At 56.4% G+C, this 19034-nt stretch carries 17 protein-coding genes; all 17 read left to right on the top strand.

Features of this window, described 5'->3' with window-relative positions:
* Positions 1–5 precede the first annotated feature (5 nt).
* The 17 genes from ispH (at position 6) to rnhB (ending at position 19034) form a co-directional block, all read left to right on the top strand.
* Complete coding sequence (ispH, locus tag VXJ35_RS15895) at positions 6–962, top strand: 4-hydroxy-3-methylbut-2-enyl diphosphate reductase (RefSeq protein WP_054758325.1); 957 nt, start codon at positions 6–8, stop codon at positions 960–962.
* 16 nt (positions 963–978) lie between these two features.
* Positions 979–1338, top strand: a complete 360-nt coding sequence (locus VXJ35_RS15890) for a rhodanese-like domain-containing protein (protein ID WP_064022318.1) — start codon at positions 979–981, stop codon at positions 1336–1338.
* Positions 1331–1729, top strand: a complete 399-nt coding sequence (locus VXJ35_RS15885) for an RNA-binding S4 domain-containing protein (protein WP_064022317.1) — start codon at positions 1331–1333, stop codon at positions 1727–1729. Before VXJ35_RS15890 ends, VXJ35_RS15885 begins: the two co-directional genes overlap by 8 nt.
* A gap of 223 nt (positions 1730–1952) precedes the next feature.
* Positions 1953–3713 (top strand): hypothetical protein, encoded by a 1761-nt coding sequence (locus tag VXJ35_RS15880; protein ID WP_331711074.1) that lies wholly within the window; start codon positions 1953–1955, stop codon positions 3711–3713.
* 13 nt (positions 3714–3726) lie between these two features.
* The gene (locus VXJ35_RS15875; RefSeq protein WP_064022315.1) at positions 3727–6705 is read left to right on the top strand and encodes a DUF748 domain-containing protein; all 2979 of its coding nucleotides are present in this window, start codon (positions 3727–3729) and stop codon (positions 6703–6705) included.
* Positions 6706–6799: 94 nt separating this feature from the next.
* Positions 6800–7246, top strand: a complete 447-nt coding sequence (locus VXJ35_RS15870; RefSeq protein ID WP_064022314.1) for a hypothetical protein — start codon at positions 6800–6802, stop codon at positions 7244–7246.
* 55 nt (positions 7247–7301) lie between these two features.
* A complete protein-coding gene (locus tag VXJ35_RS15865; RefSeq protein WP_064022313.1) occupies positions 7302–7625 on the top strand; it encodes a hypothetical protein in 324 nt (107 codons plus the stop codon).
* A 92-nt stretch (positions 7626–7717) separates the two neighbouring features.
* Positions 7718–9313: a hypothetical protein gene (locus tag VXJ35_RS15860; protein ID WP_064022312.1), complete on the top strand. Its 1596-nt coding sequence runs from the start codon at positions 7718–7720 to the stop codon at positions 9311–9313.
* 62 nt (positions 9314–9375) lie between these two features.
* Entirely contained in the window at positions 9376–11694 is a 2319-nt protein-coding gene (rnr, locus tag VXJ35_RS15855) for a ribonuclease R (RefSeq protein WP_064022311.1), read from the top strand.
* Positions 11691–12434 (top strand): 23S rRNA (guanosine(2251)-2'-O)-methyltransferase RlmB, encoded by a 744-nt coding sequence (gene rlmB, locus VXJ35_RS15850; RefSeq protein ID WP_064022310.1) that lies wholly within the window; start codon positions 11691–11693, stop codon positions 12432–12434. Before rnr ends, rlmB begins: the two co-directional genes overlap by 4 nt.
* A 4-nt stretch (positions 12435–12438) precedes the next feature.
* Positions 12439–12729 carry a c-type cytochrome gene (locus tag VXJ35_RS15845; protein ID WP_064022309.1) on the top strand — a complete coding sequence of 97 codons (291 nt, stop codon included), beginning with the start codon at positions 12439–12441 and terminating at the stop codon, positions 12727–12729.
* Positions 12730–12740: 11 nt separating this feature from the next.
* On the top strand, positions 12741–14030 hold the full coding sequence (locus tag VXJ35_RS15840) for an NAD(P)/FAD-dependent oxidoreductase (protein WP_231914761.1): 1290 nt from the start codon (positions 12741–12743) through the stop codon (positions 14028–14030).
* A 201-nt stretch (positions 14031–14231) separates the two neighbouring features.
* Entirely contained in the window at positions 14232–16562 is a 2331-nt protein-coding gene (bamA, locus tag VXJ35_RS15835; protein ID WP_408953949.1) for an outer membrane protein assembly factor BamA, read from the top strand.
* Between the two features lie 83 nt (positions 16563–16645).
* Positions 16646–17146, top strand: a complete 501-nt coding sequence (locus tag VXJ35_RS15830) for an OmpH family outer membrane protein (RefSeq protein ID WP_082881104.1) — start codon at positions 16646–16648, stop codon at positions 17144–17146.
* Positions 17147–17254: 108 nt separating this feature from the next.
* Positions 17255–17698 (top strand): 3-hydroxyacyl-ACP dehydratase FabZ, encoded by a 444-nt coding sequence (gene fabZ, locus VXJ35_RS15825; RefSeq protein ID WP_064022306.1) that lies wholly within the window; start codon positions 17255–17257, stop codon positions 17696–17698.
* Positions 17699–18469 (top strand): acyl-ACP--UDP-N-acetylglucosamine O-acyltransferase, encoded by a 771-nt coding sequence (gene lpxA / locus VXJ35_RS15820; protein WP_064022305.1) that lies wholly within the window; start codon positions 17699–17701, stop codon positions 18467–18469.
* Complete coding sequence (rnhB, locus tag VXJ35_RS15815) at positions 18444–19034, top strand: ribonuclease HII (protein WP_064022304.1); 591 nt, start codon at positions 18444–18446, stop codon at positions 19032–19034. The genes lpxA and rnhB overlap by 26 nt, the downstream gene beginning before the upstream one ends.

Genomic DNA, 19034 nt, shown 5'->3' with positions numbered 1-19034 from the left:
AGAATATGCAAATAGTACTCGCTAACCCCCGTGGATTCTGTGCCGGCGTCGACCGGGCCATCGAAATCGTCGATCAAGCGATAGACACTTTCGGCGCGCCGATTTACGTGCGCCACGAAGTGGTGCACAACCGCACCGTCGTCGATGGCTTGAAAGAAAAGGGTGCCGTTTTTATCGAAGAACTCAGCGACGTGCCGGTCGGATCGTATCTGATTTTCAGCGCGCACGGCGTATCCAAAGCGGTACAGAAAGAAGCCGAGGAACGTCAGTTGACGGTATTCGATGCCACCTGTCCGTTGGTGACCAAGGTGCACATGCAGGTCGCCAAACACGCCAAACAAGACCGGGAAGTGATTCTGATCGGCCACGCCGGCCATCCGGAAGTGGAAGGCACCATGGGCCAGTACGATAAATGCACCGAACACGGCGACATTTATCTGGTGGAAACGCCGGAAGACGTCAAAAACCTGAAGGTCAACAATCCTGACAATCTGGCCTACGTCACGCAAACCACGTTGTCGATGACCGACACCAAAGTCATGGTCGACGCACTGCGCGAACAATTTCCGTCGATCAAGGAACAGAAGAAAGACGACATTTGCTATGCCACGCAAAACCGGCAAGACGCGGTGCACGATCTGGCCAGAATCTCCGATTTGATCCTGGTGGTAGGTTCGCCGAACAGTTCCAATTCCAACCGTTTGCGGGAAATTGCCGAGCAACTGGGCAAACCGGCCCACCTGATCGATACTTACAAGGACTTGAAACAGGAATGGTTGGACGGTATCGATGTGGTCGGCGTTACCGCCGGCGCCTCGGCACCGGAAGTGCTGGTGCAGGAAGTGATCAACCAATTGAAGGAGTGGGGTGGCGAAAATACCACCGTGCGCGAAAACAAAGGTATCGAGGAAAAAGTGGTGTTTTCGATTCCTAAGGAATTGAAAAAAGCCATGGAAGCCTGATTTTTAGGAGAAATTTATGCCAATCACAGCTCAGGAACTGGTTGCTGCCGCCAAGCAGCAGATTACCGAAATCGACGTCGCGGCGGCCCAAGCCAGGCTGTCCGGCTCCTTGCTGCTGGACGTGCGCGAGCCGGCCGAATTCGCTGCCGGCCACTTGCCGGGGGCGGTCAATATTCCGCGCGGCGTATTGGAATTTCAAATCGGCGGCCATCCGGCCTTTCAAGGCAAACAGGATGCCGGCATTGTCGTGTACTGCCAGGGCGGTGGCCGCTCGGCGTTGGCAACCCAAGTCCTGAACCAGTTGGGATATTCCGGCGCGGTCAGCATGGCCGGGGGCTTTAAGGCTTGGGCGGAGAGCGGGCTCAAGGTTGAATGAGCTAGGCCAAATCCGCATCGACAAATGGCTGTGGGCCGCGCGGTTCTTCAAAACGCGCGGTCTGGCGGCCGATGCCGTCAACGGCGGCAAAGTCCATGTCAACGGCCAGCGTTGCAAGCCGGGTAAGGACGTCAAAATCGGCGACCTCGTCACGGTGACCAAGGATCAGTATACCTGGGAGGTGCGGGTCACCGATCTGAACAAGCAGCGGCGTCCCGCCCAGGAAGCGGCCGGGCTTTATCACGAAGACGCAACCAGTGCGGAAAAACGCCGGCAGCAAATCGAATTGCGCAAACAGCAACAGGCGCAGCAGCACCCTTCCGAACGCGAGCATAAACCCAATAAAAAGCAGCGCCGGCAAATCCACCGTTTCAAGCAGGACTCGTTGTAAGCGGACGTCGCCGCGGTCGGATAAAACGATAGCCACATCGCCGACTTCAATTTATTATTCCCGGCTGAATGTAGTGAATTAAGCGCGCAAGTATTGCCTAAACTTGCGGCTTAGATTCCGTTAAGTAAGGCCTAAGCGCCAGCCGTTAGCTTGAAAACGCCGGTGCCGCCCGGCCGTCGAACGTCGCCACACTTCTTTAGGACCATTAATGCCGATCAGCCGCTTGTCAACTCTACCCGTTACGCTTATTGCCGGCAGTTTGCTCGCCGGTTGCGCCACGACCCGGCAGATCGCGGTGGACTACCCCAAAACCGAAACGGTAGCGATCAAACCCTTGCGCGGCCAGAGCGCGGTCGGTGGCGACGATTACTACGTGCAGTTGGTTTCCGATTTCGAATTCAAGGGCGACAGCGCTTTGAAAGGCGGTTGCAACGAGATGGGCGGCCATTACGAGAACGGCGACCTGTCGGCGGCTTTGGTGTTCAGCGTCCACAACGAAACCTTGAAGTTGAAACGGGAAGTCAGCGGTTTCCTCTATCAGGCCACCACCGGCAAGTGCAATTTCAAGTTGGAGACCAAAAAAGCCAACCTGACGCCGTGGTTGAGGCTGGATACCAGCAAGGATACGCTGATCGATTACAACTTTCTGACCAGCAACAGCCACGAAGCCAATCTTTCCCAGTTGGTCGAGGATGTCAATGCCGCCAGCGGCTTGTTCGCGTTGACCGGTGTCGGCGCCGGTATGGCGGTGATGGGCAAACTGGCCGGCAATTGGGTGGAAACCAGCCCGCAGGTCGTGGCGAAAACCCCGGCGGCGAGCGGAAAATACAGTTCCGAGAGTCATTCCCTGCCGGCTAGCGTGGTGTTAGCCGGCGATAGCGGCAATTTCAACCAGAGCCGATTGGCTGTGTACGAAGTGGTCGAAGGCGGGTTGAAGGCTTGGAGTTCGGAGGCCAAATTGCTGGGCGAACTGCGGATTTACCCGGAAGTCGCTACGTCGCTGTTGTTAAAAACCGCCGGAGAAACCACGCCGGATGCCCACGATCTGTCTTTGGACGAATTATGGCGGGCGCCGATCCAGACCGCCAACGGCGAAGTCAGCCTGCTGCAATTGGTCAACCAGGTCGATCCTGCCGCCAAGCCCAATTTGCAACCGGACTGGCGTAATTACGAAGAAGTGGAGAGCCAATGCCGACGGCTGAAATTGGTGATGAAGGATTTGGGTTTCAACAAATTCGACCGCAATGCCGTGTTGTATTACTTTCTAGCCAAATCGCCCGACTGGAAAAATTTCAATATCTCCGCGCAGAAGGCGATGACCGACGAAATTCGGCCGAAACTGCTCGAGCAATACCGCGCCAAGGATTTTTCCGCCTGTCTGGCGGCTGAGGACTATGCGGCTATGAAAAGCATGCGCTTGCCGGTTAACACCGGGCAGGACTGGGATAATTTGACCAGTTCCCGGCAGAAGAAGGAAGGCGTAATCAGTCCGATCCAGTCGGCGGCACGCCAATTTTTGTCGGCTTTGCAAAATCCGAATAAGGACGAAGCCGCCCGGCAACTGTATCCGCTGCTGAATACCGAAAAATCCGGCAACGGTTCGGTATTGCTGCAGAACCATTTAAGCAACTTCGGCTTGGAGGCCTTGTTGCAGGTGCCGAATATTGCCGACGACGGCGTCGTGGTCACCGCAGCGCAGTTGGCCAATGTGTTCGCAGCGCTGAACGTCGACAGTTTCAGTTGTGCCCGGCCGGCGCAGGAACAAGGCCAACCGCTGGCGAATATCGGCATCATGCTGTTCGCAACCAAACCGGGTAGCCCGCGCGAAAAGGGTGGAGCGCTGGAATTCGAGCTGGTGCAGGGCAAGATCGGCCGCTTAGCGTTTCAACACCCGTCGTTTCGCGATTTCGAACAAAATCTGGCGGATTATCCGGATCTGGGCGGCTGCCGGATAGACGCCGAATTCATCAACCGGCTACATTGACCTGAAATAAGCGATGCCGATCACGCTAAACCGGAAAAAAACCTTGATTGCCGTCGCGGCAGTATCCGCTGGCGCGGCGGCGTATGCGCTAGCCGGTTTTTATCTGCTGCCGAAAATTGCGCTGAGCAAACTTCCGCAAATCGTCAAGCAACAAACCGGGCAGACGCCGCAGTTGCAACAGATTCGGCTGAATCCGTTCAGTTGGGTGCTGGAGTTGCGGGAATTCTCGTTACCGGCCGGCGACGGCCAACTGCTGGCCGGGTTCGAAGCGTTACGGATCGATCTGGCGGCGTGGGAGTCCATCAAACTGGGCGGTGTAGTCGTCGACAGCATCGAGCTGTCCAAGCTGCAACTCAATGTCACCCGCCGCGCCGACGGCCGTTTTAATTTCGCCGACCTGCAGCCGGAACAGGCCGAAGCAGAGGCTGTCCCGGCGGCGCCGGAGGCCGATACCGGCCCGCTCAAACTGTTGATTCGTCACGCGGCAATCGCCGACGGCAAGCTTGCCTGGCTGGATGCCTCGACCGGCCAAGCCTTGGCCGAAACTCTGGTGCCGGTCAATTTAATGCTGCAGGACATCAGTACTCAGGCTGGACAGGCCGGCAACGGCAAGTTGACGCTGGGCATCGAGTCCGGCGGCAGCATCGAGTGGAGCGGGGATTTTAGTCTGCAGCCTTTGGCTTCCAAAGGCCACCTGCAGCTCGACGCCATCGGCTTGGATAAAGTTTGGCAGTTGTTTTTGCAGCAACTGCCGATACGGATAACGGCCGGCCGGGCCGGTCTGCAAATCGATTACGATTTAACGTCGGCCGATTCCGGAGTGGCCGTGCTATTGCATAACGGCGCGCTGGCTTTGCAGCAATTGGCCGTCGTCGAAAAAAACAGCGGCAAACCACTAATCGACCTGCCGGAGCTGGCCGTCGACGGCATCGGCGTCGATGTCGAGGGACAGACGGTGAACGTGGCTGCGCTGACTAGCCGCAATGCGGCGATACAGGCTTGGTTGCAGGCCGACGGTACCGTCAATTACCAAGCCTTGTTCGGCGAAGACGCCGCCGCTGCTACGGCAGGTTCGGCGCAAACTGGCGCCGGCGCTGCGGCTGCCGCCGAGTCTGGCAAGCCCTGGTCGGTTCGCTTGGGCGAACTGGCATTGCACGATTACCAAATCCATTTCACCGATTTTAGCCAAGCCAAACCCGCCGAATTCAAACTCAGCGAGTTGAATTGCAAACTGCAAAATTTCAGTTCCGATCTGGCCGGCAAGGTGCCGTTGCAATTCAGTACCCGATTGAACCAAACCGGCAGTCTGGCGTTGAACGGCGATATGCTGTTGCAACCGTTTGCGGCCGATTGGGACGTGCAAATCAAAAATCTGCAGTTAAAACCTTTCCAGCCCTATCTGGATCCGTTTTTAAAACTGGAACTGGTCGACGGCGATGTCAACCTTATCGGCAAACTGCATCTGGCCATGGCCGAGCCGTTTCAACTCACGTTTAACGGCGATGCCGACATCGACAATTTATTGACCCGCGACCAACTGAAAAACAAGGATTTTCTGAAGTGGTCGAATTTGGCGCTGGACGGCATTGCCGTCGATTTGGCCGCGCAGGACTTTAAGCTGGCGAAAGTGTTGTTGGAACGCCCTTATGTGCGCTTTAACATCAAAAAGGACGGTACTACCAATATCGACGAGATTCTGGTCGAACCAAAAGCGGAACCGGTAAAAACCGCCAAGCCCGTTAAAACGGCCGCCAAGCCGGCCGCGGCGAAAGCCAAGGCGGATGAGCCGAGTTTAAGCATCGGCAAGATAGAAATGCGCAACGGCAAGTCCGATTTTGCCGACTATTCGTTGATCTTGCCTTTCGTCGCCGAGATGAACGGCTTGAACGGCGAAGTCCGCGGCTTTTCTTCGGATCAGGATGCCGCGGCGACGATGGCCTTGAAAGGCAAGGTTTACGACATGGCCTTGGTCGGTATCAAGGGCAAATACCAGTTCCAGAGCGGCGATTCCGATATCGCTCTGAATTTTACCCATATGCCGTTGCCGTTGATTACGCCGTATATGGCGGAATTCGCCGGCTACCGGATCGAGAAGGGCCAGATGGCGCTGGATCTGCATTACAAGATCAAGCGCGGCCAGCTCGAGGTGCAGAATAAACTGTTCATCGACCAATTGACCTTGGGCGACAAGGTCGAGAATCCGAATGCGGTGTCCTTGCCCTTGCATCTGGCGATTGCCTTGCTGAAAGATGCCGACGGCAAAATCAATCTGGATTTTCCGATTACCGGCAGCCTGGAAGATCCGCAATTCAGCGTCGGAGCGCTGGTGCGCGATGTGTTGGTCAATCTGGTTAAGAAGGTGGCAATGTCGCCGTTCAAGGCCATCGCCTCGTTGTTGAGCGACGACAAGGACTTCAGCAGCGTGCAATTTACCCCGGGCAGCGCCGAATTGGCCAAGGATCAGGCGGACAAATTGGGCGAATTGAGCAAGGCTCTACTCAGCAAGCCGGAACTGACGTTGGAAATCAAGGGCATTGCCTATCAAAACCAGGATTGGCCGGCCATGCGGTTCTCGGCGTTGCAGGACGTATTGAAAAAGATGAAATCCGGCGAACTGCGCGATCAGGGCCAGAAGATTCGCCACGAATACATTCAGCTATCCGACGACGATTACAAACGCTTGCTGGCAAAATTTTTCGCCGAAGTGTTTCCGCAGGATATCGAGCGCAGCCTGCTTGGCAAGCCGCGCATCAAAAGCAATCCCGACGCCGATTTCTACACCTTGGCGCGCGAACGGCTGGAAGGGATTTTTCAGCCCGACCCGCTTAAGCTCAACGATTTGGCCGTCGCCAGGGCCAACCACATCGCCCAATACGTGACCGAGTCGGGCGGCATCAGCCGGGACCGAGTCTACATTCTGGCCACCGAGTTGAGCCAGGACGAAGCCGCCGACGGCATCAGCGCGATGTTGACATTGAACGCCGCGCCGTAAAAGTCGGCCCGGCGGTGTAAGATAGGCCTATTTTTTACCGCCGAGACAGGCATGCGGCGGCCTTTGTTAAGCGTTTTTGACCAATGGAGTAGCCATGAAAACCAAGCTTTTTCGAACGATACCGGTGTTGGCCGTTTGCGCGGCGGGCGTGTTTGCTCCGGCTCCGGTAGCGGCGCAATCGTTAGCATCCTGTACGATGACGTATAGACTCAGCGGCTGGTCTTTTGTCTACAAGCAATACGACGGTATCGGCAATATCAGTTGCAGTAACGGCCAGCGCGCGCAGGTGGCTTTGGCCTCGAAAAGTATCGGTTTTACCATCGGCAAATCGGAAATCGAAGGCACCGGCGTGTTTTCCGAAGTGAAGAATTTAAACGAAATTTACGGCAATTATGTCGCTTTGGAAGGCCATGCCGGCGCCACCAAGTCGGTGGATGCCCAAGTGCTGACCCGCGGCGAAATCTCGCTGGCATTGTCGGGCAAGGGGCGCGGGATCGATATCGGCGTGACCTTGGGGGCACTGACAATCTCGCCGCGCTGATGCCGTCCGGCGGCGACTGTTTTGGCGCATCATTAACGGCAGAGGCCGGTTAAGCATGCCTTTCGTCCGGCGCGGTGCCGACGGGACCATTTCCGGCGTAAGCGCGGGCGGCGGCGAATGGCTGGCGGCCGACGATCCGGAGTGGCTGGCATACGCCAAACTCCGGTCCGAGCAGGATGCCCGCCAAGCGTTGTCCGACACCGACAGCGAGATGGTGCGGGTGATAGACGATTTGGTGGACTTGCTGGTGGCCAAGCAAGTATTGATCTTTACCGAGTTACCGGAACGGGTGCAATCCAAATTGTTGGCCAGAAAGCAGCTAAGAAACGATATGAACGCATTGCAGAATCCGGTGGTTGACGACGAGGCGCTTTTCTAAAAAATGGAGTCTATAGTTGTTAACGTTGCCGGTTTGCCGTGGCTGCACCGGTACCGAGAGCGCGCCGAGCGCGTACATATTTTGGGCTGTTTGTGAAAAACTCGTTCTTTCTAGTCATTCCCGAGCAAAAAAGCGATCCGCAACTGCTGGCTTCGTTCGGCGACGACGCGCTGAAACAATGGATTGCCGAGCTTCCCGCCGCCAACCCGGGCTTGGCGGCGCGCTTATTCTATGAATTGTTGGGCGAATTGGTTACAGTGGAAATGCCGGCGGCAAAACGCCTGCACGCGTTGGAGATGCTCCGCGACAGTTTCTTTCTGATCGACGACTATCTGCGCTCCCGCCTGACCCGGTCCGGCTTCCCGAAAGGCGAGAACGAGAAGAAGATTTTCGGCTTGACTTGCAGCATCGAGCGCCAATTCACGATCGGTTACTGGAGCGTGGCCCGCGAATTGACCCGCCGCGAAGTGGGCTGGTTGCAGGCCAAACCCACTGTGTTGGCCATCCAGCGCACGATCAAGGGTTTGAGCCGTATCGTCGTCACCCATTACATGATGAGTTATCCGATCCCGGATTGGATCTGGATCGACTTGCATTCGTTATACAAGCTGGCCGTGAAGTTGGGTAAGGCCGACGTCAAGGTGGCCGACCAGGGCGGAATTTTCAGCAAGCAGTCGTCGATCGAGGATAGTTACAAACAAATCCTGTTGCTGAGCCTGGCGTATCCGTCCGGTTTGATGCAAAAGGAATTCCAGTTGGTTTACGAGTTCATCGAAAAAATCGCCGATTTGCTGGAGATCGAAACCAAGCCGGTCGCCGGTCAAGCCGTGCAGTGCTCGATTCTGATGGACGAGGATTTGCCGCCGGCCTTTCTGGCCAATAGCGGGCAGAGCGACCGCCGCTCGGATTCGGCGATGCTGTATCTGAATCTGAGCAAGTTGGCCAAGGTATTCAAGCATCCGGACAAATTTTCTAGCAAGGATGAAGCCCGCTTCAGCTCGCTGGAAATGGAAAAAAGCCAGCAGCAACGTCTGCCGGCGGAATTGTTCGATTATCTGCTGCAGCGCTGGCAGGGCCAGGAACCGCAAGGCTCGGTGTATTTCAGCGACCGGCTCGATCGCTACGTGGCGATTGGCCTGGAGGCCACTTTCGACTTGCTCGATACCGCGCGCGCCGGCTCAGGTTCCGGCTTGGAAAAACGCGCAGAAACCGATTCGGAGCGCGCGCTGTCGTGCAACTTCGATCAGGAAGGAGTGCTGTCCATCGGTAGTTTGGTCAGCTTCAGAAAGATCGATGCCTTGCCCCAGCAGCGGGCGTTGGGCGTGGTTTGCAAGATACTGGTGCCCAAACAGGACAGCAAGCTGATCTTCGAATTGATGGTTATCGCCGCCCAGGCCTATGCGGTGACTTATCAGGCGCTGGACGCATCGCCCGGCGACGAACGCAAGAAAGCCTTGATTTACGGCGCGAAAGACCACGAAGGCGAGAAGAGTTATATCATTATGGATTCTTTTCGTTTGAAGGACGGCGACCTGCTTAGAATGTACATGGGCAACGAGAATTTTCCGATCATCCTCAACGGCCGGCGTAACATCGGCCTGGGCTATTGGCAATTCGAGTGCCGGCGGATTCTCGACGAATCCACCATACCGCAACAGCCCAAGAAGAAAGGCTATGACTTTATCTAACCCATGCCACAAGCGTCCGATACACCGTATTGCGGGGGCGTGGCTGCCAAGCGACGGATTCAATGACCACCAATAGCGATCAACCCGCTGATTTTTCGACTTTCGTCGATCCGCATGCCGAGCGCGAAGCGGAAAAATACGAGAACCCTATTCCCAGCCGCGAACTGATTCTGGAGCTGATTCAGCAGGCCGGCAAACCGTTAAGACGCCAACAAATCGCCCAGCAATTCGGCCTGGAATCGGCCGATGCCCAGGAGGCCTTGCGCCGTAGGCTGCGCGCAATGGAACGCGACGGCCAATTGAGCTTTAACAGCCGGCAAAAATATTGTATCGGTTCCGGGCACAACACGATTGCCGGTCGAATCCTCGGCCATCCGGACGGCTTCGGCTTCCTGAAGCCGGACGACGGCAGCGAAGACTTGTTCTTGTCGCCGCGGGAAATGAAGCCGTTGATGCCGAACGACCGGGTGATCGCCCGCGTTAGCGGCGTCGACCGTCGCGGCCGGCGCGAGGCCGCGGTGATCGAAATCACCGAACGCAATACGCATCAAATCGTCGGCCGTTTTTTCAGCGAGGGCCGCGTCGCCTACGTGGTGCCGGACAACAAGAAGATCAATCACGAAGTGTTGATCGCCAAGGAGGACGTCGGCGGCGCCAAGAACGGCCAGATCGTCGTCGCCGAAATCCTGCAGCAGCCCAGTGCGCATTGCCAACCCATCGGCCGCATCGCCGAAGTGTTGGGTCTGCACATGGCGCCGGGCATGGAAATCGAAATGGCGATTCGTTCCTACGACTTGCCGAACCAGTGGCCGGAAGCCCTGTTAGCGGAAATCAAGGGCTTGAAGCCGGAAGTGCCGGAAGAAGCCAAGCAGGGTCGGGAAGACATTCGCCAATTGCCGCTGGTGACGATAGACGGCGAAGACGCCCGCGACTTCGACGACGCGGTTTACGCCCAAAAAACGCCGAAAGGTTGGAAGTTGCTGGTGGCGATTGCCGACGTGTCGCATTACGTCAAAGTCGGCACCGCGCTGGACGACGAAGCGAAGAGCCGCAGTACTTCGGTGTATTTCCCGGAAAAAGTGATTCCGATGCTGCCGGAGATCCTGTCCAACGGCCTGTGTTCGTTGAACCCGGCCGTGGATCGCTTGTGTATGGTCTGCGAGCTGTTGATCAGCAGCGAAGGCCTGGTATTGCGCACGCGCTTCTTCGAAGCGGTGATGCGCTCCCACGCCCGTTTGACCTATAGTGCTGTGGCCAGAATGTTAGTCGAAGGCGATCAAAAGCTGATCAAAAAGCATCAGGAACTGATGCCGCATCTGCAGACTTTATACGATCTGTACAAAGTCATGCGCCAGCAGCGCGAACTGCGCGGGGCGATGGATTTCGATACACAGGAAACCAAAATCGTGTTCGGTCCCGAGCGCAAGATTGCCGAGATCGTGCCGTTGGTGCGCAACGATGCCCATAAACTGATCGAAGAATTCATGATCACCGCCAACACCGCGGCGGCACGCTTCCTGAACCGCAAGAAAATGCCCAGGCTGTTGCGGATTCACGACGGCCCGAGCGCGGAAAAATTGCTGGCGCTGAAAACCTTTCTGAACGAATTGGGCCTGCATCTGGGCGGCAAGGCCGAGCCGACGCCGTTGGACTATATGCATCTGCTGGAATCAGTGCAGCAACGCCCGGACGCCCACCTGATTCAGACCTTGCTTCTGCGTTCCATGTCGCAGGCGGTCTATAGTCCGGAAACCAAAGGCCATTTCGGCTTGGCGCTGGATGCCTACGCCCATTTCACCTCGCCGATCCGGCGTTATCCCGATCTGTTGGTGCACCGGGCGATTCGGCATTGTCTGGCCGGCCATAAACCGGACACCTTTCATTACAGCCATGACGATATGGTGGTACTGGGCGAGCACTGTTCGGCCAACGAACGCCGGGCCGACGACGCCACCCGCGACGTGGTTAGTTGGCTGAAATGCGAATACATGATGGACAAGATCGGCGAGGAGTTTGCCGGGGTGATTTCCGCGGTAACCGGCTTCGGCTTCTTCGTCGAATTGCAGGCCATCTATGTCGAAGGCTTGGTGCATATCGCCTCGCTGCAGGACGACTATTTCAATTTCGACCCCGGCAAACACCAGCTTTACGGCGAACGCAGCGGTATCCGCTACCGTTTGGGCGATAGCGTGCGCATCCGCGTGATCCGCGTCAGTCTGGACGATAAGAAAATCGACTTCGAGTTGGTGCAGACCGGCAAAAAAGCCAAAACTAAAGCCCCACCCGCCAAGGAAAGCGGCAAGAAGAAGGCCAAGAAGTCCAAAGCCGAGCCGGCAAAATCCAACGCTAAAGCCAAATCCAGAAAACGCCGCCGCTCATGAATCTGACGCATCTGTTCGGCATCCACGCGGCTCAAGCCGCATTGGAATACTCGCCGCAAAAAATCCGCCGTGCCTGGGTCGATAGCCAGCGGCAGGACGCCCGCCTGAAACCCTTGCTCGACGAACTCGGCGCGCTTGGCGTCAGTCCAGAGAAAACCGAGCGCAAGAAGTTGGACAAGTTGGCCGACGGCAAGAACCATCAAGGTATCGTTATCGCCGTCGAATTGCCGGCGATGCGCAACGAGGACCGCTTGAAGAGCGATGTCGAGGCGCTAACCGAGCCGGCCTTCTATCTGATTTTGGATCAAGTCCAGGATCCGCATAATCTCGGTGCCTGCCTGCGCACGGCCGACGCGGTCGGCGCCCACGGCGTCGTCGTCACCAAGGACAATGCGGCCGGCATCACGCCCACGGTATGCAAGGTGGCCAGCGGTGCAGCCGAAACGGTGCCGGTCTACCAGGTGACCAATCTGGCTCGGACTTTGCGCTGGCTGAAGGAACAGAATATCTGGATCATGGGCGCGGCCGGCGAAGCCGGGCAGACCATTTACGACATGAAACTGGATATGCCGCTGGCTTTGGTGATGGGGGCGGAAGGCTGCGGTATGCGCCATCTGACCCGGCAACACTGCGATTTTCTGGTCAAAATTCCGATGCTCGGCCAGGTGGAAAGCCTCAACGTTTCGGTCGCTGCCGGGGTGTTGCTGTACGAGATTTTTCGGCAAAAACATTCGGGCTAGCGCTATGCGGCGGCTGCGCGGCATCGTTTACGTTCTGGCGCTTATTCCGGTACAGGAGGCGCATGCCGATTTGTCCGCCCGGGCCATAGCCATGAACTGTCTGAATTGCCACGCTAGCGGCCAGGCCGCGGCGAGCCCTTTGCCCGATATCGGCCGTCTCAGCGCCGCCGAATTGGAGCAGGCCTTATTGGCCTTCAAATACGACAGGCGCGCCGCGACGTTGATGCCGCGGCTGGCCAAGGCGTATAGCGACGCCGAGTTGGCCGCCGTGGCCGTCTATCTGGCCCGGTATTAATGGCACGCGGATTGTCGCGGCGCAGATTTCTGAAAAATTGTGCCGGATTCGGTGCCGGTCTGCTGGCAGCCTGCAGCCGCTTGCCGTTGTCGGATTCTTCCAAGCCGCGGGTGGTGGTGGTCGGCGGCGGATTCGCCGGCGCCACCGCGGCCAAATATCTGAAAATTCTGGATGGCGCCATCCATGTCTCTCTGATCGTACCCGAAGCCGGCTATATCACCTGTCCGGCCAGCAACTGGTTGTTTGCCGGACTGGGCGATATGGCGCGGCTGACCGTCGATTATCGTTCGTTGCAAAGCCGTTACGGCGTGGCCGTCGTGGCCGATTCCGCTAAGGCATTGGATTTGTCCGGCAAGCGGGTGCATCTGCAAAGTGGCGAGGTACGGTCTTACGATCGCCTGATTCTGGCGCCCGGTATCGATTTTCGCTGGGATACGATTGCGGGTTACGATGCGGCGGCTGCCGAACATTTCCCGCACGCCTGGCGGGCCGGACCGCAGACCTTAACCCTGTTGCGGCAATTGCAGGCGATGCCCGACGGCGGCGTCGTGCTGATCGCAGTGCCGGCCGACCCGTACCGCTGTCCGCCGGGGCCTTACGAGCGAGCCAGCATGATGGCCTATTGGCTGAAGCAATATAAACCGCGCGCCAAGATTCTGATCCTCGATGCCAAGCGCAGTTTTTCCAAGCAAGCGCTGTTCGAAGCCGGCTGGGCCAAACATTACGGCTATGGCACGCCGCAGAGTCTGATCGAATGGCATAGTCTGGCCGACAATCCGCTGCTGGAATTGCATGCCGATTCGAAGACGCTGGTCAGCGAGTTCGGCGACCGTTTTTCCGGCGATGTATTGAACATCATTCCGCCGCAAACGGCCGGTTCGCTTGCGCTACAAAGCGGGCTGGCCGACGCCGGCGGTTGGTGTCCGGTCAGGCCGGCTACTGCGCAATCGAGGTTCGACGACTTTGTGCATGTAATCGGCGACGCCGCCAACTATGCGCCGATTCCGAAATCGGCCTTTGCAGCCAATTCCGCAGCCAAAGCCTGCGTGTTGGCGGTGGTGTCTTTGTTGCGGGAGCAACCGCTGGCCGAAGCGCATTGGCTGAATACCTGTTACAGTCTGGTTGCGCCGGAACATGGCATTTCGGTGGCCGGAGTCTACAAGGCCGATAGCGGCGGTACCATCAGTCCGGTCGCAGGGGCGGGTGGGGTCAGTGTGGCTAAAGACGCCGAAGCGGAGCGAGCGGAAGCCGAGTATGCGCAAATCGTTTACCGCAATTTGGTCGCGGACAGTTTTGTTTGAGCGTTTTGCGGTGAAAGTTTTTTTAATTCAATGTTTTATAAGCGACTTTTTGCGGTTTGGTTTCTAATGTTTGGCTTTGCATTTGAAACCAAATAAGAAAGCAATTTTTCGGCCAAAATTAGCCAGTATTTACCCTGGAAGGCGCGGGAATAGCAAAACAGCATGTTACAATCGCGGCATTTATCGATCCTGGTTGACTGCGTGAAGAAAAACCCGCTTTTGCAAATCCTGTTGTTGAGCATGCTGACCGGCAAAGCTGTCCAGGCGAGCAGTTTCGTAGTCGAAGACATCAAGGTCAAGGGTTTGCAACGGATTTCGGCCGGTACCGTCTACAACTATTTGCCGGTCAATGTCGGCGAAACCTTCACCGAAGACAAACAGGCCCAGGCGATCCGGGCCTTGTTCAATACCGGCTTTTTCAAGGATATCGCGCTGGAACGCGACGGCGGTACTTTGATCGTCAGCGTAGTCGAGCGGCCCTCCGTCGCCAAAGTGGTGATCGAGGGCAATAAAGACATCAAAAAAGAAGATCTGACCGAAGCCTTGAAGAAGATCGGCCTGGCCGAGGGCAAGGTTTACAACAAGCAAATACTGGATAAGGTCGAGCAGGAACTGCGCCGCCAGTATTTCAGCCATGGCAAATACGGGCTGAAAATCAAGACCGAAGTCACCGAACTGACCCGCAACCGGGTCGGCATTCGCATCGACATCTCCGAAGGCCGGGTCGCCAAGATCAAGCAGATCAACATTGTCGGCAGCAAATCGTTTTCCAACGACGTATTGCGCAAGGAATTCGAGTTAAGCACCACCAATTTCTTGTCTTTCTACTCGAAAGACGACCAATATTCGAAACAGAAACTCTCGGCCGATCTGGAAAAGCTGCGCTCGTATTATCTGGACCGCGGCTATATCAATTTCTCGATCGAATCGACCCAGGTCGATATCACGGCCGACAAAAAAGAAATCTACATCACGATCAACGTCAAGGAAGGCGACGTCTACATGCTGGACAAGGTCAAATTGTCCGGCGATTTGATCGTGCCGCCGGAAGAGTTGGTCAAGCTGGTCAAGGTCGGTCCCGGCGAGATTTTCTCGCGCAAGAATGCGACCGAAACCTCCAAAGCCATTTCCGACCGGTTAGGCGACGAAGGCTACACTTTCGCCAACGTCAACATGGTGCCGGAGATCAACGAACAAAACAAAACCGTGGCGATGACGTTTTTCGTCGATCCGGGCAAGCGGGTTTACGTCCGCCGCATCAATATCAAAGGCAATACCAAGACCCGCGACGAGGTCATTCGCCGCGAAGCCAGGCAGATGGAGTCGAGTTGGGCCGCCAGCAGCAAGATCGAACGCACCAAAACCCGGTTGGACCGTTTGGGTTACTTCGAGGAAGTCGGTGTCGAAACCCCGCCGGTGGTCGGTGCCGCGGACCAGATCGACGTCAATTACACGATCAAGGAAAAAGCGTCCGGTAACTTGCAGGCGGGTATCGGTTATTCGCAGGTGCAAGGCATCATCTTCAATGCCAACGTGTCGCAGGACAACATTTTCGGCACCGGCAAACGCGTCGATTTCGCCTTCAACAACAGCAGCATCTTGACCCGTTACAATCTGGGCTTTACCGACCCTTACTACACCTTGGACGGCGTGGCGCTCGGCTACAACCTGGGTTACACCTCACGCAACGCCTATGCCGCCAACTTGGCCAGTTACAACACCAACATCACCAATGCCGGTGTCAATTTCGGTATTCCGTTGAACGAGTTCGATCGGATCGGTTTCGACGTCGAATTGAAGCGGACCGAAATCGAAAACACCACGCTGTCGTCGGATACGATTTTGAAGTTTTTGGGCTTTAACAATGGCGATCCGCTGGTAACCAGAACGAAAGGTTTCAATACCTTGTCGACTTCGGTCGGTTGGACTCACGATACGCTGGACCGGGCTACCTTCGCCCACAGCGGCGGCCAGCAACGGGTGTCCGGTTTGATCACGGTACCGGGCAGCGATCTGGAGTATTTCAAGATCGGTTACAAACACCAGCATTATTTCCCGCTGTCCAACGATTTTACCTTTCGCTTGCTGGGCGAGGTCGCGCACGGCGACAGTTACGGCGGCGCATCCGGGTTGCCGTTCTTCGAAAACTATTTTGCCGGCGGCACCAACGACGTGCGCGGTTTCATGCAGAACACGCTCGGTATAGTCGATACTAAACTATTAAATCCCAATGCCTTTAATCGTCCGGTCGGCGGTTCCACCAAAATGATCGGCAAGGCCGAGCTGTTTTTCCCGGTGCCGTTTTTGAGCGACGTCAAGTCGGTCCGGATCGGCTCGTTTATCGACGCCGGCACCTTGGCGCCCGGTCTGAATACCGGCGACCTGAAAAAATATTTCCGTTATTCGGTCGGATTGAGCGGCGAGTGGCTGTCGCCGTTCGGGGCCTTGGCCGTTAGTGTGGCTCAGCCGATGAACACCGAAGATACCGATAGAACCCAGGCATTCCAGTTCACCTTCGGTTCCGGTTTTTAGTTCAGTTCAAGCCGGTTTTGCCCTATAATCGCCGCTGCGTTTCGTCTTAAATTAAAATTTTTTAACCGGAGATGGTTTTAACCATGAAAAATAGAATTTCTTTGTTTTTAATGCTGATGATTTTTGCCGGCATCAGTCACGCGGAGCTGAAAATCGGCTTTGTTAACGTGGCTAAAGTATTGGAGAAAGCCCCGCAGGCAGCGAAAGCAAAAACCCGCTTGGAAACCGAGTTTTCACCCCGGGACAAAGCCTTGGTGAGTCAACAAAAGGAAATTAAAACCCTTGAGGAAAAATTGAGCCGCGACAGCGCCGTGATGAGCGAAGACGAACGCCGCAGACTGGAAAAAGACGTACTGGATAAAAAACGCGACGCCGCCAGAGCGCAGCAAGAATTCAGCGAAGACTTCAACATGCGCCGTAACGAAGAGTTGGGCAATCTGCAAAAACGCATCGTCGAGGCGGTCAGGGCCCTGGCTAAGGAAGAGTCTTTCGACTTGTTGCTGACCGACGGCGTGATTTACGCCAACGACCAAATCGACGTGACCAGCCGCGTCCAACAAAAGCTGGAAACATTGTCGCAGTAACTTCTTCGCGGCTTCCCCGTTTATTCTCGGAAAGCCGCCGCTCCGTTTTCGCGGGAGGCTTGGCTTTCGGCAGGCTTTCCAAGTCCACCTCCGTCGTTCAAAATCGTTATGGCCGGAACACTCGATATTCTGCAGATTCAGAAATTATTGCCGCATCGTTATCCATTCTTGTTAGTGGATAAAGTGGTCGCTTGCGAGCCCGGCGCCAGCTTGACGGCTTTAAAAAACGTCACCTTCAACGAGCCGTTTTTTCAGGGCCATTTTCCCAGCCAGCCTATCATGCCCGGCGTATTGATTATGGAAGCGCTGGCGCAGGCTACGGCGTTGCTGACTTCGCAAAGCGACGACAAGCTGGGCGAGGGTGCCGTCTATTATTTGGCCGGCATCGACAATGCCCGCTTCAAACGCCAAGTGGTGCCTGGAGACCAATTGCGCTTGCAGGTTACTTACCTGAAGCACAAGCGCCATTTGTGGTCGTTCGACTGCCGGGCCGAGGTCGACGGCGAACTGGCGGCCAGCGCGCAGATCATGTGCGCGGTGTCGGTGGCTTAAATGATCGATTCCAGAGCCATAGTCCACCCGAACGCCGATTTGGCCGACGACGTTCGCGTCGGTCCGTTTACTGTGATTGGCCCCGACGTGCAAATCGATGCCGGTACCGAAATCGGTCCCCACGTCGTGATCAAGGGGCCGACCGCGATCGGCCGCGACAACAGGATTTACCAGTTCTCTTCCATCGGCGAAGATCCACAGGACAAAAAATACGCCGACGAAATCACCCGCTTGGAAATCGGCGACCGCAACGTGATCCGCGAGTTTTGCACGATGCATCGCGGCACTCTGCAGGATCAGGGCTTGACCTTGATCGGCAGCGACAATTTGTTCATGGCGTACACCCATGTCGCTCACGACTGTGTGATCGGTGACCATGTGATCATGGCGAACGGCGCCTCCATCGCCGGCCACGTGCACTTGGGCGACCACGCCATTCTCGGCGGCTTTACCCTGGTGCACCAGTTTACCCAGATCGGCGAGTACAGTTTCTCGGCCATGGGTAGCGCGATTACCCAGGACATTCCGCCTTATGTGATGGTCGGCGGCAGGCCGACCCGGCCGCACGGCATCAACTCGGTCGGCATGGAGCGCAACGGCAAGTCCCCGGAAGTAATCCGCCAAATCCGTCAGGCCTATAAAATTCTCTACAAGAGCAATTTGCGCCTGGAAGACGCGATCGAAGAAATGGAAGGCATGGCCGGCGAAAGCAACGAACTTTCCAATATGGTCAGTTTCTTGCGTAATGTCACTCGCGGCATCCTCCGATAACTCCCCAATACTGATCGCCGGCATCGACGAAGTAGGGCGCGGCTGTATCGTCGGCCCGGTCGTTGCCGCGGCGGTCATTCTCGATCCGGCCAAGCCGATCGCCGGCTTGACGGATTCGAAAAAACTCAGCGAAAAACGCCGTACCGTATTGGCCGAAGAGATCAAAGCCAATGCTTTGGCTTGGGCGGTGGCTCGCGCGGAAGCCAGCGAAATCGACCGCATCAACATCCTGCAAGCCACCTTTGTGGCGATGCGGCGCGCATTTGCCCAATTGCCGATCAAGCCCGATTTCATCAAAGTAGACGGCAATCGCCTGCCCGGCATAGCGTGTCCCGGCGAAGCTGTGGTCGGCGGGGACGCGTTGGTTGCCGAAATTTCGGCGGCGTCGATCCTGGCCAAGGTGGCGCGCGACAGCGAAATGGCGGTGCTGGATCGGCTGTATCCAGGCTACGATTTCGCCGGCCACAAAGGCTACCCGACTAAGGTTCACCTGAGCGCATTAGCCGAACACGGCCTGACGCCGCAGCATCGTCGCTCTTACGCCCCGGTGAAAAAATTCCTCTAA

This window comes from Methylomonas sp. DH-1 (assembly GCF_046097555.1).
In the GTDB taxonomy this organism is placed as follows: Bacteria; Pseudomonadota; Gammaproteobacteria; order Methylococcales; family Methylomonadaceae; genus Methylomonas; species Methylomonas koyamae.
The sequence above is the reverse complement of the archived record's forward strand: the minus strand, read 5'-3'. Positions and strand labels throughout refer to the sequence as shown.

Excerpts from the sequence above, each read along its gene's own strand:
- rnr (WP_064022311.1), top strand. The coding sequence starts at position 9,376 with ATGACCACCAATAGCGATCAACCCGCTGATTTTTCGACTTTCGTCGAT.
- VXJ35_RS15845 (WP_064022309.1), top strand. The coding sequence starts at position 12,439 with ATGCGGCGGCTGCGCGGCATCGTTTACGTTCTGGCGCTTATTCCGGTA.
- rlmB (WP_064022310.1), top strand. The coding sequence starts at position 11,691 with ATGAATCTGACGCATCTGTTCGGCATCCACGCGGCTCAAGCCGCATTG.
- ispH (WP_054758325.1), top strand. The coding sequence starts at position 6 with ATGCAAATAGTACTCGCTAACCCCCGTGGATTCTGTGCCGGCGTCGAC.
- rnhB (WP_064022304.1), top strand. The coding sequence starts at position 18,444 with ATGTCACTCGCGGCATCCTCCGATAACTCCCCAATACTGATCGCCGGC.
- VXJ35_RS15890 (WP_064022318.1), top strand. The coding sequence starts at position 979 with ATGCCAATCACAGCTCAGGAACTGGTTGCTGCCGCCAAGCAGCAGATT.
- fabZ (WP_064022306.1), top strand. The coding sequence starts at position 17,255 with ATGGCCGGAACACTCGATATTCTGCAGATTCAGAAATTATTGCCGCAT.
- VXJ35_RS15875 (WP_064022315.1), top strand. The coding sequence starts at position 3,727 with ATGCCGATCACGCTAAACCGGAAAAAAACCTTGATTGCCGTCGCGGCA.
- lpxA (WP_064022305.1), top strand. The coding sequence starts at position 17,699 with ATGATCGATTCCAGAGCCATAGTCCACCCGAACGCCGATTTGGCCGAC.
- VXJ35_RS15830 (WP_082881104.1), top strand. The coding sequence starts at position 16,646 with ATGAAAAATAGAATTTCTTTGTTTTTAATGCTGATGATTTTTGCCGGC.
- VXJ35_RS15870 (WP_064022314.1), top strand. The coding sequence starts at position 6,800 with ATGAAAACCAAGCTTTTTCGAACGATACCGGTGTTGGCCGTTTGCGCG.
- VXJ35_RS15865 (WP_064022313.1), top strand. The coding sequence starts at position 7,302 with ATGCCTTTCGTCCGGCGCGGTGCCGACGGGACCATTTCCGGCGTAAGC.